This is a genomic window from Cellvibrio sp. QJXJ (assembly GCF_024452345.1).
Lineage (GTDB): Bacteria > Pseudomonadota > Gammaproteobacteria > Pseudomonadales > Cellvibrionaceae > Cellvibrio.
In genome coordinates, this window is the sequence record NZ_CP101662.1 from 2891068 (window position 1) to 2905536 (window position 14469).

Below are 14469 nucleotides of genomic sequence, written 5' to 3' on the forward strand. Positions count from 1 at the left end.
TTTTTTGCCTTTTGCGGAGCAACCATCATGAACCCACGCAGTAATAAACAACTGATTATTAGCCTTGGCCGTTGGGTTATCAGCCCTTTAGTCATCGCCCTCTGTAGCATTGCCGCCCACGGGGCCAATAAGCTGGATGTGGAGCTGGAAAGCGGCGCCGAATACGATTCCAATTTGGCGGTAGTTGAGCTTGACCAATACTCCAGCGCTGGCGACTGGGCACTGCTGGCCAATGCGCGCGTAAATGCCCAGTGGCAGGCGACACCCAAGGCGATATTTAAAGCCGGTGCCAGCTACAACAGCAAAACCTATCAAGACATGAGCGCGTTTGACCTGGGCATCCAGCAATTGTTTGCCGATGCCAGTTATGAACTGCCGCTGTTCAAGCTGGGCCTGAGCTATCACCAGGCCGACGCCGCGCTGGACGGCACCGATTTTTTAACCCTGCGCCAGCACAGTGTTTACCTGTCGCGCCTGTTCAATCAGCGCACCTTTGTGCGCGGGGCGGTGAATTATCAGGACAAGGATTTTCCCACCAGTGCCGAGCGCAATGCGCACAACCTGGGTATGGCGGGCGATGTGTTTGTGTTTTTTAACCAAGGCACCACCTTTGTGGCGTTTGGCTTGAATCACGAGCGGGAGAATGCCAGAAGCGATCCGTTTGATTTGACCGCCACCAGCGTAAAAACCAGCATTAATCACCAGTTCCCCGCCTGGGGCAAAAAGACCAAGTTGCAACTGGGCTGGCGCTATGAGCAGCGCGATTATTCGACCATCACCCCGGCGTTGGAAGCCAAGCGCGACGATACCCGGCAGGTGGTAAATCTGGAATGGCAGATCAATACCCATGATTGGTTGGCGCTGGTGAGTAAAGTGGAGCGCGGCGATTATCAATCCAACCTGCGCGCGGCGGATTACACTGAAACCCGCGCCTCACTCACGTTAAAAGCCAGTTTTTAAGGGCGCTGCAATTGGCCGTGACCAAAAATCGGGTCGCGGCCCGGTACGCCCAAATCCTGCGCACGCTTGATTAATTGCGCCATCACCGCCTGAGCAGGAGTAGTTGCCAGCTCGCAAGCAAGCAATGCCGAGACCAACGGCGCCGCCATAGAGGTTCCACTCTCACGGCCATAACCGCCAGCACTGCGCGCGGTGATCACCGACACCCCCAGCGCGGCAAAGGCGATATGTTCCCCCCGATTGGCCCAGCGATAAGGGCGCTGTTGTTGATCCACCGCGGTCACTGCAATCACTCCCTGATAGGCGGCCGGATACAAGGGTGGCGCGGCTGGCCCCTCGTTACCCACTGCCGCCACCACCAGACTGCCAGATTCAATAACTCGCTCAATTACCTGCGCCAGAATGCTGTTGTCCGGGCCGGTCAGGCTCATATTAATCACCGGCACTTTTTGTTCTATCAGCCAATTCAAGGCACGCACCAGATTCATCATGGTGGCGCCCTGGGTGTAATCATTGCGCGGGTAAAATACCGAGGCCGCATAGAGTGTTGCACCCGGCAGAAGCGGTTGCAGCTCATCGCCTTTGCCTCCTGTCCCTGTTCCAACCAACAGCCCCGCCACCGCTGTGCCGTGGGCTTTGGGCGATTCGATATCGGCCCCGATAAAATCCTGCTGCCGGATTTTTACCCCGGCAAACGCGGGATGCGTGCTATTAATCGCGGTATCGATCATGCCGATGGACAAGTCATCAACACAGGCTGGAGCCTGAGGTGGCAATGTGGATGATATGGGTGATGAAGCGGGTTGCGAGGACTGGGGGGCAGCAGTTTGGGGCGAGTAGATATGATTGCGATCCAGCTGCGGATGCAAACTGGCGGGCAAGCGCTGGCGCAGCGCGGCGCGGGAATCCAGAGCGGCGGGCACACGAAAGCGCACCAGTTGCAGCCCCAACCCGGCAAATTGGGTCTGCTCAATGATTTCAACATCAAGCTTGGCCAGCTCCGCCAACGCAGTTGGGTCGAGCAATAACAGCCATTCGCGCTCCACGGCGCGCCAGCCATCTTCCACTTTGACATCCACCAACACCGTGGCACCACGGCGATCAACAATCGGCAGCACCGCCGTTAGTAAGTCGGGCACCAGTGCGGTTGTTTTGGCGAGGGCGGCATCGACCGGTTGTATCAAGGCGTCGCGCAATACTGACTCCGCCAGTAAATCCTTCTGTACCGATTCCTGCACCTGGCGAACTGTGTCATCCAGCTCCCGCGTTACGCCGTCCAGTGTGGTATCCACCGGCAGGCGCTCCAACAATTGGGCAGCAACCGGCTGGCACAGGCAGGCGAGCACAAGACTGCTGCAGGCAATACGCAAACAACCAAGACGTAAATGACGACGGTAAAAAGGTTTCATTGGGTCACCATGGCGTGTAATAGGGTAAATTAACCACAAAAAATGGCTGGGTTCATTACCTGGTTAACGTTTGCGGGGAATAAAAATTCCAAAAATAATCACTGGGATGGGAATAAAACCAACAGCGGGCCGTTTACTGGATAAGAGCACCAGAAACTATCCCTCAATCCAGACCTGAAATCAGCGCCCATGAAGACCGACACCAGTATCGCCATGAAACAGGAATTAACCCAACTCGCGCCCGCCTTACGGCGTTTTGCCTACTCGCTCACCGGCTCCGCCGCCGATGCCGACGACTTATTGCAAAATACCCTTGAGCGATTGCTGAGCCGTGGTGTGCCCGAGGATATTGAGTTGGCCAAATGGGCCTTTCGCGTGTGCCGTAATATTTGGATTGATGAGTACCGCGCGCGCAAGGTTCGCCAGCACCTTAACTACGCCATTGAGGAGAGCGAGGAGCCGGTGGCCGATGGCGCACAAGCGATTGAAGACCAGATCGCCCTGACGGAGGTAGATGCCGCGATGCAGCAATTGCCCGACGACCAGCGCACAATTATTTCACTGGTGGCACTGGAGGGCATGTCCTACAAGGAAGTGGCCGATACCCTGAGCATTCCCACCGGCACGGTAATGAGCCGGCTGGCGCGGGCGCGCATCGCCCTGAGCCGATTTTTAAATCCCGAACAACCGCCCGCCGCTGAAGGCGCGTGAGGAATCCGCCATGAGTCTTTCGAACCAATCGCCATCCGATCAAGCGCCACCCTATGAAGTGTCCGATGAACAACTGTCCGCCTTTTTGGATGCCGAGCTGCCCGCCGCGGAAATGGAGGCTGTGCGCGAGCAGATTAGCCGCAACGAAAACCTCGCCAACCGCCTGGCAGAACTCGCCATGGTGGATACACGGGTGGCCAGCCATTATCGTCGCATTGATGAACAACCCATGCCGGAGGCTATCACCCGCCTGTTAAGCGACGAGCAACCAGCCAATAACATCATTGCCTTCCCGCTGTGGCGGAGAATCCAGCAGGGTTTGCAACAGCATGCGGCCATGGCTGCATCGGTAGCGCTGGTGATTGGTTTTGGCGCCGCGCAATTATTGCCGGGCAATGCCGGTAGCAGCGACAACTGGAACGCCATCGCCGAGGCGCTGGATAGCACCCGCAGTGGTGAACAGCGGGCACTGGCCGACGGCAGCGAGATTAAACCGCGCTTGAGTTTTATCAACGGCGAGGGCAACTACTGCCGCCAGTTCCAAGTAAACACAGGCAATAGCAGCGCGGAAAACATCGCCTGCCGCCGGGATAACCAATGGCAATTAACCCTGAGCGTGCACAGCCAGGCCAGGCCATCGGCGGATGATTACCAAACCGCCAGTGGCAGTGACAATGCGCTGATTGAAAACGCACTGGATAACATGATGCAGGGCGATGCCTTTGATGCAGCGGCCGAAGCGGCAGCGATCAATAACCACTGGCGCCGCAATCCATAACCACCGGCGCTCCGCTCGCCAAGCACAGGAGATTGGCAAGAATGAAAACACTGATTGCGTTGTGTTTGCTGGTATTTCTCACTGGCTGCGTCAACCCCAAAAATCAACAGGGCCAACAAAATCAACCGCACCGCCACTATCACCCCGCCAAGGGCGATGGCACCGGCTACAAGGAACTGGCGCTGAGCGAAACCCACTACCGCGTGCAGTTCAAGTTGCGCGGCCAACAGCGCGCGGCCGCCGAGCGCTATGCACTGCGGCGCGCCGCTGAACTGACATTGCAGCAGGGTTACGACTGGTTTGTGGTAATTAAAAAGACCCAGCGCCGGTTGAAGGATGAACCCGCGTTTCCCGCCCGCCGCGAGGCCATCACCCAGCACCACTGTGGTCTGCTCGGCTGCCGCAGTACCCGCTATGAGCGGCCGGATGAAGACCCGTTCGATGAGGAGGTTTACACCCTGGTACTGTTGGAAATCCAAATGGGGCGCGGCGTGCGCCCGGAGAAAAACAGCTACGACGCCGAAACCACCCAAACCATTATTTAGCCTGCAGCAACTGCCACTCGCGCCCGGCATGTTCACTGCGGAAGGTTTCTATCGCGCCGCGCTCCTGCAGAGTCACATACACGGTTTTTCCATCGGCACCGCCAAAAGCGACATTAGTGGGTTTTTCGCCCTTGAGTTTTATACGCTGTAGCACTGTGCCATGCGGCGAGACCAGGGTGACTTCACCAGCACCGTAACGGGCGATATAGAGGTTGCCGCGCACATCGCTGCGCATGCCATCCAAACCGTGATCGGGAAATTCAATCAACAAGCGTTTGTTTTTTACGGCGCCGGTGGCTTTATCGATGTCGTACTTCCACACCCTGCGCTGCACACTTTCATTGACGTACAGATGCTGTTCATCCGCACTCACTTCCACGCCGTTGGTGGTGCCCATATTGTCTTCGAGCAATGTGACCACACCGTCGCGGGCGATCATCCACAGGTTTCCAGTATTGTCCGCCCACTTGGGGTCACTGGCGTAAATGACCCCGGATTTGGCGATAGCAATATCGTTGGGTTGATTCATCTTATCGCTATGGGCATGCACCGAAACTGCTTTGCTGCGCGGGTCGATTTTTAAAATATTGTGCCCGGTGTAATCCGCCACATACATAAAACCATCGCGATCAAAACGAATACCGTTGCCGGTGCTGCCGGTGGGTAGGGTGAGGAATAATTGCGCGCTCTGGGGTTTATCGACTTGGGGTTTATAAACAATACCTATGGTGCCGCCTTGGCTTGCATCGGCGTCGCGCGCAAAACTTACCGCATAGAGATTGCCCTTGGCGTCCACCGCTGGGCCTTCAATGCCTTGGGTGAATATACCATCGCCGACATAATCTTCAGTTTGGGCGCAGGCCCAGGGCGCCAACAGGCTCACGAACAAAACGCTGGCCGGGGCAATTCGAAGCGGAAAAATGCTGAAAGATAAACGATACATCTCGACCTCACTCTAGGGACAAATGCCATTGGGAATAAGTGCAATTAAAAACAGCTGCAATTAAAAACAGCTGCAATTAAAAACAGCTGCAATTAAAAACAGCTGCAATTAGGGTTGCGTGTACTAAAGGCCAGAGCGGTAGGTAGGGTATAAAACTGCGCATATCATTGCGCTTATCGGTTTTTTACTTTTTATGGTGTTAATTACCAGCGGGGATTTATAGCGAATAATCACCGCCAGCGCAAATGCGCCAACGGGGGATTAAAACTCACCAGCGATTTAAAAATAAAAGGAGACACAGAGCGCAACAAACAAAATGGCCGATAAACCCTGCCAAAAACGCAGCGGATTTTTTTCCAACAGCAGCGCGCGGTAGTGCTGTTTATATTTGGGGTTGGGGTGTTGCAGCTCGTGCAAAAATTCCGAGACATCGGCGTGGCGCCGCTCCAAATCGTAGCGCAGGCCTTTGCGAATCGCACCGTCCACCCAAAAAGGTACCAGCGGGTTGAGTTCATAGGTGGAGGTGTAGCGAGTATTTAAATAGGCGCGCTCGGTCCGGCAGTTGGCGAGTTTGCCATCAAAGGGCGCGCTGCCGGTGAGCATTTCAAACACAATTACCGCCAGTGAAAACACATCGGATTTTTCATCGCTCTTGCCCGCCAAAATGGTTTCCGGCGCAGAATATTCGGCGGTGCCCAAAATATTTTCACGCGCAATAGGCGAGCTGATTTCCGCAATGCCTTTTACCAAACAAGAGCCAAAATCAATAATTTTAATTTCGCCGTGGCGATCCACCATGATATTGGCCGGGCGCAAATCCTGGTGCAGGGTTTCACGGCGATGAAAAGCGCGCAGCCCTTTGCAAATTTGCTCCACCATATAGATAACCGTTTGCACGGATGGCAGCGGATTTTTTTTAATCCAGTGATTTAAGGTCTCACCATCAATATATTCCATCAAATAATAGAGACAGCTTTTAGGTTTGTTGGGCGCAATCACTTTCACCACATGGGCATTGTGAATGCGGCTGCCAATCCAGGCCTCCAAAATAAATCGTTCTATATAGGCGGGGTCGTCGCAAAAATTAATCGACGGGGTTTTCATACACAGCAGCTGGTTGGATTCCAGGTCGCGCACCAGATACACCTGGCTGCGGCTGCTTGCATGCAATTCTTTTTCAACGCGATAGCCGTCGATTTCCATGCCGGAGGTTAAATGTGGCGGGAATGGCAGAGCACCGAGTTTTTGACAGGCGTCGTTAATATTTTGTGCGGGCAGGGAATCGATACGCAGCAACTGGCAGCTGATGTTGTCGTCGCTCTGATTAGCCGCCGCCAACGCCAACAATTGCTGACTGAGCAGTTCGTAATCATCACCGCCCGCCTGTAAAAAATGACAGAGCTGTTCATCACTGACAAAATCGTGCAGGCCATCGGTGCTCAATAAAAAAATATCCTTCTCTTCCAGGTCGATGGTTTTGCAATCCACATCGAGCGATACATCCAACCCCATGGCGCGCACCAAATAAGACTGCTCGGCGTTAATGACGGTGCGATGGTCGCGTGTCAATTGCTCCAACACACCGGCGCGAAAACGATAGATGCGCGAGTCGCCCACATGAAAAATATGCGCGCTGTGGGATTTAAAAATAATGCAGCTGAGCGTGCTGACAAAACCTTTTTGCGCGTCGCGAAAATGTTGGCCACGGGAAAAGAGCCAGCGATTGAGCGCCACCAACACTTGAGTGGTGGATTTTTTCACGGTCCAGGTATCGGGCGTGGAGAAATAATCAGCGAGAAAATTGCGCACACAGGTTTCACTCGCCTCTTTACCAGCTTCGGCGGCACTCACCCCATCGGCAATAATCGCCACCGCGCCCTTGGTATCCAGCAGCATGCCCTCGGGAATACGCATTCCTATGGCATCTTCATTTTGAGCCTTAATGCCTGCGGTTGATGCTTGCCCAAGGGTAAATGCCAATTTGCTGCCAAGATGCCACTGGTCCATTAATGCATTTCCACCAATTGCACCCGGCCATCGGGCAGCACTTCAAACATGGTGCTCTGCGGTTCTTCCAGAAACATCGCGGCGAGTGCAGTGATTGCAATAGCGGCCGCGATAGTGAGGAAAAATACCGGGGTACTGACAAAGGAAAAAATGGTGAGGAACACCACAGCACCAATATTGCCGTAGGCTCCCACTATGCCGGCAATCTGGCCGGTAAGGCTGCGGCGAATAAGGGGCACCACGGCAAACACACAACCGGCCGCCGAACCTAAAAAGAAGGAGCAGCACATCATCGCGGCGACCGCTAACGCAATCGGCCAGTCGCTGTTAATCATCGACATAACAAAAAAGCCCAGTGCGGCGCCGATCAACAAAATCACCAGGGATTTTTTGCGCCCGAATTTATCGCTGATCCAACCGCCCGAGGGGCAAGAGCCAATATCCACCGCTGCAAAACAAGCACCAAATACTCCGGCCAGTGCTACCGGCACCGCAAAGGTATGTTGGAAAAATAGCGGCAGCATAGACACCACCGCCAGCTCCGAACCAAAGGTCACGGCGTAGGCGAGGCTCAAAATGGCCACCTGCTTAAACTTGTACTGCTGGAGCTTGTCGACCGGGGCGGAAAAAACGTGCAGATTTAAACTGTAGATCTTGCGGCATTGCAGTAAAAAAATCGCCAACAGTAGCGCATAGATTGCATAGAGCGTGGTCGCAGCAATCAAGCCCAGGCTATTTACTTTCCAGGCCAATAACGCCATGGCGCCATACATAGGAATATTCACCAGCAAATAGAGCACAAAATCTTTTTTGCTGGTGACTTCCAAACCACCGGATTTATTCGGCTTGAAATAAGTAGAGCCCGCGGGCGTATCGCGCACGGAAAAATAATAAATAAACGCATAGAGAAAGGCGATCAATCCGGTGATGCCAGTGGCATAGCGCCAGCCGTCATCGCCTCCCACCAGCAATGCAATGGTGGGCAAACTAAGCGCTGCCACCGCCGAACCTATATTGCCCAGCCCCTTATAAATTCCTTCCGCCAAGCCCATCTGCCGCGCGGGGAACCACTCGCTGATCATGCGAATACCAATCACAAAACCGGCGCCGACAAACCCGAGTAAAAAACGCGCCAGCGCGAGCATTTCAAAACTGGTGGCCAGCGAAAAAAATAAACAGAGAAAACCGGTGATGATTAATAACAGGGAATAAATAGCGCGTGGCCCAAAAGAATCCACCAACATGCCAATCACAATCCGCGCCGGAATGGTCAGCGCCACATTGAGGATCAACAGGGTTTTTACCTGCTGGTCGCTCAACCCAAAACTGGCTTGAATGGCCAGCAACAGCGGTGCGTGGTTAAACCACACCAAAAAAGTAATAAAAAAAGCCAGCCAGGTCAGATGCAGGATTTTGGTTTTCCCCGCAAACGACAACAGATTCATTTTTGCACTATTTTCACTCATGCCCCAAGCCTCAAGGTTTACTTATGAGGCGCAAACAGCAATAACCAAGCCACAACACAGTGTTGTGTTATTTTTTTGCAAATAGCTTATGCACCAGACTAAAACATCCAACTAAAAAGCACGAAAAGGCACAATTATTGATCACTGTGCACCCACTCTTTATCCGCTTTCGGTGCAAAACCACAAATCCATTTCGCACAGTTTTAGCGCTATAGAGCAATAAAATCCGGCGGAAACACCTGATTTTGCGAAAGACGTCCCACCACTACCCGATCGCTCTGCTTCATCAACAGGCACAACCTATGACCGCAAGTGCCTTGATGGGTAGCACCTTGTTAAAAAAGGTGCAAAACAGATTACAAACCTGCAAATGCACCATTCAGAATCAATTACACAATTTAGAGCGTTTATTTGGCGCACTATTTATTCTCAAGCGTGCCCTCAAATACACCCATATCAATAAAAACCGCTTTTTATGTGCACTATTTATGATTTGGCATAGCCGTTGCAAAACCCTCATAGAAGTTTCATCACTTCAGGATGCAGAGCGATCACCGGCTTCATTAAGGTGCACGGCCCTCTGCCGACCTTGAATAATTGTCTGCCGGAAAAAACGCCATGAGCACTTACCGTTTCCCCCTGTTGGATTTTTCCAATAAATCTGTTGCGACCCTGCACTTCACCTGGTTCGCCTTTTTCCTCACCTTTGTGATGTGGTTTAGCTTGCCACCACTTAAACCGCTGATCACCGCCTCCTTTGCGATGACACCGCAACAGTGGGCTGCGCTACTCACGCTCAACGTAGCACTCACCATTCCTGCGCGAATTGTGGTGGGTAGCTTGGTGGATAAATTTGGCCCGCGTGCGATTTACTCCGGCTTGCTGATTTTTTCCGGCGCCTTATTAATTGCTTTTGCTTGCGCACAATCCTTTGAACAGCTGGCACTCTTCCGCTTTTTACTCGGATTTGTCGGCGCCGGTTTTGTGATTGGTATTCGCTTGGTGAGTGAATGGTTCCCGGCGCGCCAGGTTGGTTTGGCGGAAGGGATTTACGGTGGCTGGGGTAACTTTGGTGCGGCAGCGGCGGGTTTCACCCTGCCCTATTTGGCGATCCATGTATTTGGCGGTGAAGACGGTTGGCGTTATGCCATGGGCACTGCGGCGGTGATTGCGATGGTATACGGTGTGGCCTTTTATGCTAGCGTGCGCAATACACCCAAAGGCTCTACCTATTTCAAACCGAAAAAATCCGGCGGTTTGGAAGTGAGTAATCGCAAAGATTTTATCTTCTACGTGATTATGAACGTGCCTATGTATTTAATTCTCGCGGTACTCGCGTGGAAAATGTCCCCCACCAATTTGGGCTTGTTAAGCACAGCGACGACTTACATTTTGTATGTGGTGTTGTTTGCCCTGTTTGTATTTCAGTTTTCACAAATTTATCGCGTGAATAAAGACATGCTGCAAAAAGGCAGCGTGGCCGAGCACGACAAGTACGAATTTAAACAAGTGGCTATTTTAAGCTGGGCTTACCTTGCAACCTTTGGTTCAGAGATCGCAGTGGTATCCGTATTGCCCGCGTTTTTCATGACTACCTTTACCGGTTTGAGTGTGACCCAAGCGGCAATGCTCGGTGGCTCCTTTGCGTTTATGAATTTAGTGGCACGCCCTGGCGGCGGTTGGGTGAGTGATAAATTCGGTCGCCGTTTCAGCATGAGTATAATTCTGGCCGGCGTTGCCTGTGGTTATATGCTGCTTGCGCAAATTAACGCTAGCTGGCCGTTATACCTGGCATTCTCTGCGGTATTTATCTGCTCGCTGTTTGTGCAGGCCGGTTGTGGTGCCGTGTTTGCAGTTGTACCCTTAATCAAACGCCGCATGACCGGCCAAATCGCTGGCCTTGCCGGTGCTTATGGCAACGTGGGCGCGTTGTTCTTTTTGACCATGAATACCTTTATCGATATTCAAACATTCTTCTGGATGCTTGCCGGTACTGCTGCTATAGGTCTGGTATTTGTGCAATTCCTGAAAGAGCCAAAAGGTCATGTGGTTGAAGTGAATGAAGATGGTTCACTGCATAAAATTGAAGTGAGTTAATTCTCATAGCTCGAAGTGCACCACTACCAGTTGAGACACGCCGTAAACCCATCCATGGGGGCTAATCGTCGACATCCATGTCTCCGATTGTCTCAACTGATAGTGCTGCACTTCTCCTGCAGAAATGTGCCACGTCATTTCCAAAAAATTCTCTTGCGAGAATTTTTTCTTTTTATAGAACTGAAATTTTATGGATCACCTGCAATCAGTGCTGCAAATTTCCTTCGCGCAAAAAAGTGAGGCGGGGCGTAAACCGGAAAATCAGGATACGGTCGGCGCACGCATTCCCGAGGGCAATTTACTCACCACCAAAGGCATAGCAATTGCGATTGCCGATGGTGTGAGCAGCAGTATGGCCGCGCGCGAAGCGAGTCAAACAGCGATTGCCGGTTTTCTCAGCGACTACTACGCCACACCCGACACCTGGCGTACCCAGCAATCCGCCATGCGCGTGATTCAAAGTTTAAATTCCAGCCTGTGGGGCCGCAGCCAAAATTCGATTTACGGTGAAGGCTATCTAACCACTTTTTCCGCGCTGATTTTAAAAGGTGATAGCGGTTTTATTTTTCATGTGGGTGATACCCGCGTTTATCGCCTGCGCGAGAACAATCTGGAATTACTCACCCGCGACCACACCCAGCGCATCGACAAACACACCACCCATTTAAGCCGCGCCATGGGCGCCGACCCTTATTTAGAAGTGGATATGCACAGCCTGGAATTGCAGCGCGGCGATATTTTTATTTTATCCAGTGACGGTATTCACGAACATATTCCGCCCGCCGAATTAAAAGCGCTGATTTTGGCCGAGCAACACAATTTGGACAGTCTGGTAAATCAGGCACTACCACTTGCGCTGCAACACCAGAGTGAAGACAACCTGAGTATTCAAGCGCTGCGCATCGACAACCTCGGCACCGCCGGGCAAAACGACGCGGTGCAAGTATTGTCGCGCCTGCCCTTTCCGCCGGTGTTTTCACCCGGTCAAAGTATTGATGGTTTGACGATTAAAAAAATCCTGCACGAATCAACAAGAAGCCAGGTGTATTTGGTGGAGGATGAAAAAAAGAATTTACTGGTGATGAAAACGCCGTCCGAACTCTATCAGGACGATAAAGCTTATATCGAACGTTTTGTGATGGAATCCTGGATTGGTGCACGCATTCAAAGCACCGGTGTCGTGCGGGTCATTCCCGCGTCGGAAGCGCGCTCCTGTTTGTACTATCTCACCGAATATATCCCCGGCCCGACACTCACCCAATTATTAAAAGAGCGCGGCGTTTTAGCGATTCTCGACGCGGTAGAACTGACCGAAAGTTTAATTCGCGGCATTCGCGCCTTTCACCGCAAAGAGACACTGCATCAGGATCTAAAACCGGACAACATAGTGATTAGCGGCAAAGGCCCGGTGATTGTGGATTTCGGTTCCTGCTGGGTCGCTGGCGTACAAGAAGCAGGTGCACCCATTGAACGCGACCAGGTGCTGGGCACCCTGGATTATTCCGCGCCGGAATATCGCTACGGCGGCAGCACCAGCGAAGCCTCGGATCAGTTCTCGCTCGCGGTGTTGCTCTACGAAATGCTCACCGGCAAACAGCCCTACGGCAGCACCTACAGCAAAGCCATGGACTTAAAAAGTTTCCAGAAACTGAAATATATTTCGGCGATGAAATTTAATCCGCTGGTGCCCTACTGGCTGGATCGCGCGCTGGAAAAAGCCCTCAGTATCAACCCCAATCACCGCTACCAAGCGCTGTCGGAATGGCTGCAGGATTTAAAACGCCCCAACCCCGATTGGCTGGTACCGCGCTCGCAGCCGCTACTGGAAACCCACCCGGAGCGGGTGTGGAAAGTATTGGCCATTTGCGGCTGGTTGGCGGCGCTGCTGGCATTTATCTTCCCGCGCTAACATCTCGCGCCACGTTTACATCCCATCACACCCTATCTCGCCTCATGGGCACTCAGGCTGTGACTAATTTGGCCGCGCACGGCGGCCAATTTCTGTTAGGCTCTCGCCCTGTCTCGATCACCCGTCATAACACCCAAAAACCAATAACGATAGCCACCAAGAATACTAGCGACACCGCAGAGGGATGTTTGTCATGGCCAGTAAACGTGCACTGATTGTGGATGACTCCACCACCGCCCAATACCGCTTGAAAAAAATGCTCCGTGCCTACCCGCTCGATATCGATATTGTCGACTCGGGTGAAGCCGCACTGCGCTACCTGGCGCACCACTCACCCGACGTGATTTTTATGGATCACCTGATGCCGGGCATGGATGGTTTTCGCGCGCTGCAAATTATTAAATCCCACCCCGAAACCGCGATGATCCCGGTGATTATGTACACCTCCAAAAGTGGCGATGTGTACACCGGCCAAGCGCGTGCACTGGGCGCCTTGGATGTGGTCAGCAAAGATCGTATTAACGCCACGGATTTATCGCGGGTGATGGAGACCATTCATATTTATCCCCTGCCCAAAAGCCAAACTCACAGCAACACCGACGTGGAAAGCCCGGAATTAATTGCAGCGGCCAATAAAGTGAGCGTGGTCAGCGGTTCGGAACTGGAGCGCCGTGCGCCCAATCAGGCGGCGATGGAACAGGCGCGCAATATCGAACTGCGCCTCAGCCATATGGAACACAGCCTGGAAGATAACCGCCGCTTTATTACCTCGCGCGTGTCGCGCGAATTGCAGGGGCTGCGGCAAACCTTGCGTCAGGAATTTAGCAATATTACCCAGCAACAAATTCCGCCCGCCGCGCCCGACACAACAGAACCAACGGCACCGGCCAGTAATAGTCGCTGGGGTATAGGTTTGCTTTTAGTCGCGGGGATAATTGCCAGCGTGTATTTCCTGCTACAAATCAAAACGCAACTTGAACAAAACACTCAGCAGCAAGATTTATTAACCGAGCAGCTGCAAGAATTTATGCAGCAAGCACCCTTTCAACAAACATCCGGTCAACAAACACAAGCTCAACCAGCAAACATCACAGCACAAACGGCGGCTGTTAATCACACTCCCACACTGGCGGCAAACGGAACAACAGCAAACGATTCGATTAATTATTTGGACGATCTGGCCTGGACATTTAATCAGCAAGGTGCACTCGCCTTTCGCCAATACACCATCGACACCAGCACTGTCTTGCGCCTGCATGAATTATTGCATCGCCTCGCCAGCCGCGGCTTTAAAGGCATGGCGGTGATTACTATTTATGTGGGGGATTTTTGTATCGGCAAGGACAAAAACGGTATGGATCAACTCGCTGCCGATGAAACCAGCCTGAGCAATTGCCTGCTCTCCAGTGAACTCTACGGCATGGATCGTTTGATGGCCGACTATGTACGCGAAACCGAAATGATTTTGCGCAATTTAACCGGTAGCATTAACAGCACACTCACTCTGGATATTCACGCGCTGGAAGGCACCGAGCTCTACCCTGAACGCCTGCCCACTTTTTTTGCCGGCGAATGGAATGCTATCGCGCAAAAAAATAATCGCATTGAATTGGTGCTAGTGGAGGACACTAACTAGAAGAAAAA

At 52.5% G+C, this 14469-nt stretch carries 11 protein-coding genes; 7 read left to right on the forward strand and 4 right to left on the reverse strand.

Annotated elements, in window-relative coordinates:
- Positions 1-27 precede the first annotated feature (27 nt).
- Positions 28-960, forward strand: coding sequence for a hypothetical protein (locus NNX04_RS12650; protein ID WP_261945994.1), 933 nt, complete (start codon positions 28-30; stop codon positions 958-960).
- On the opposite strand, the gene NNX04_RS12655 is transcribed toward NNX04_RS12650, so the two are convergent.
- The gene (locus NNX04_RS12655; protein WP_261945995.1) at positions 957-2369 is read right to left on the reverse strand and encodes a S8 family serine peptidase; all 1413 of its coding nucleotides are present in this window, start codon (positions 2367-2369) and stop codon (positions 957-959) included. The genes NNX04_RS12650 and NNX04_RS12655 overlap by 4 nt on opposite strands.
- A 189-nt stretch (positions 2370-2558) precedes the next feature.
- Here NNX04_RS12655 and NNX04_RS12660 point away from each other — a divergent pair, with 189 nt between their 5' ends.
- The 3 genes from NNX04_RS12660 to NNX04_RS12670 are packed head-to-tail and all read left to right on the forward strand — an operon-like array spanning position 2559 to position 4403.
- On the forward strand, positions 2559-3080 hold the full coding sequence (locus NNX04_RS12660; protein WP_261945996.1) for an RNA polymerase sigma factor: 522 nt from the start codon (positions 2559-2561) through the stop codon (positions 3078-3080).
- A 10-nt stretch (positions 3081-3090) separates the two neighbouring features.
- On the forward strand, positions 3091-3858 hold the full coding sequence (locus NNX04_RS12665) for an anti-sigma factor family protein (protein WP_261945997.1): 768 nt from the start codon (positions 3091-3093) through the stop codon (positions 3856-3858).
- 41 nt (positions 3859-3899) lie between these two features.
- A complete protein-coding gene (locus NNX04_RS12670; protein ID WP_261945998.1) occupies positions 3900-4403 on the forward strand; it encodes a CC0125/CC1285 family lipoprotein in 504 nt (167 codons plus the stop codon).
- On the opposite strand, the gene NNX04_RS12675 is transcribed toward NNX04_RS12670, so the two are convergent.
- The 3 genes from NNX04_RS12675 to NNX04_RS12685 form a co-directional block, all read right to left on the reverse strand.
- The gene (locus tag NNX04_RS12675; protein ID WP_261945999.1) at positions 4396-5346 is read right to left on the reverse strand and encodes an SMP-30/gluconolactonase/LRE family protein; all 951 of its coding nucleotides are present in this window, start codon (positions 5344-5346) and stop codon (positions 4396-4398) included. The genes NNX04_RS12670 and NNX04_RS12675 overlap by 8 nt on opposite strands.
- A 279-nt stretch (positions 5347-5625) precedes the next feature.
- A complete protein-coding gene (locus NNX04_RS12680; RefSeq protein ID WP_261946000.1) occupies positions 5626-7353 on the reverse strand; it encodes a bifunctional protein-serine/threonine kinase/phosphatase in 1728 nt (575 codons plus the stop codon).
- The gene (locus NNX04_RS12685; RefSeq protein WP_007639727.1) at positions 7353-8819 is read right to left on the reverse strand and encodes an MFS transporter; all 1467 of its coding nucleotides are present in this window, start codon (positions 8817-8819) and stop codon (positions 7353-7355) included. Before NNX04_RS12685 ends, NNX04_RS12680 begins: the two co-directional genes overlap by 1 nt.
- A gap of 618 nt (positions 8820-9437) precedes the next feature.
- Here NNX04_RS12685 and NNX04_RS12690 point away from each other — a divergent pair.
- From NNX04_RS12690 to NNX04_RS12700, 3 genes are all read left to right on the forward strand, one after another.
- The gene (locus NNX04_RS12690) at positions 9438-10916 is read left to right on the forward strand and encodes an MFS transporter (RefSeq protein WP_261946001.1); all 1479 of its coding nucleotides are present in this window, start codon (positions 9438-9440) and stop codon (positions 10914-10916) included.
- Between the two features lie 190 nt (positions 10917-11106).
- Positions 11107-12825: a bifunctional protein-serine/threonine kinase/phosphatase gene (locus NNX04_RS12695; protein WP_261946002.1), complete on the forward strand. Its 1719-nt coding sequence runs from the start codon at positions 11107-11109 to the stop codon at positions 12823-12825.
- A gap of 193 nt (positions 12826-13018) precedes the next feature.
- Positions 13019-14461, forward strand: coding sequence for a response regulator (locus tag NNX04_RS12700; protein ID WP_261946003.1), 1443 nt, complete (start codon positions 13019-13021; stop codon positions 14459-14461).
- The last annotated feature ends 8 nt before the right edge of the window (positions 14462-14469 follow it).

Bases quoted from the DNA above. Each gene is read 5' to 3' on its own strand.
- NNX04_RS12695 (WP_261946002.1), top strand. From the start codon at position 11,107: ATGGATCACCTGCAATCAGTGCTGCAAATTTCCTTCGCGCAAAAAAGT.
- NNX04_RS12660 (WP_261945996.1), top strand. From the start codon at position 2,559: ATGAAGACCGACACCAGTATCGCCATGAAACAGGAATTAACCCAACTC.
- NNX04_RS12665 (WP_261945997.1), top strand. From the start codon at position 3,091: ATGAGTCTTTCGAACCAATCGCCATCCGATCAAGCGCCACCCTATGAA.
- NNX04_RS12675 (WP_261945999.1), bottom strand. From the start codon at position 5,346: ATGTATCGTTTATCTTTCAGCATTTTTCCGCTTCGAATTGCCCCGGCC.
- NNX04_RS12655 (WP_261945995.1), bottom strand. From the start codon at position 2,369: ATGAAACCTTTTTACCGTCGTCATTTACGTCTTGGTTGTTTGCGTATT.
- NNX04_RS12685 (WP_007639727.1), bottom strand. From the start codon at position 8,819: ATGAGTGAAAATAGTGCAAAAATGAATCTGTTGTCGTTTGCGGGGAAA.
- NNX04_RS12690 (WP_261946001.1), top strand. From the start codon at position 9,438: ATGAGCACTTACCGTTTCCCCCTGTTGGATTTTTCCAATAAATCTGTT.
- NNX04_RS12670 (WP_261945998.1), top strand. From the start codon at position 3,900: ATGAAAACACTGATTGCGTTGTGTTTGCTGGTATTTCTCACTGGCTGC.
- NNX04_RS12650 (WP_261945994.1), top strand. From the start codon at position 28: ATGAACCCACGCAGTAATAAACAACTGATTATTAGCCTTGGCCGTTGG.
- NNX04_RS12680 (WP_261946000.1), bottom strand. From the start codon at position 7,353: ATGGACCAGTGGCATCTTGGCAGCAAATTGGCATTTACCCTTGGGCAA.
- NNX04_RS12700 (WP_261946003.1), top strand. From the start codon at position 13,019: ATGGCCAGTAAACGTGCACTGATTGTGGATGACTCCACCACCGCCCAA.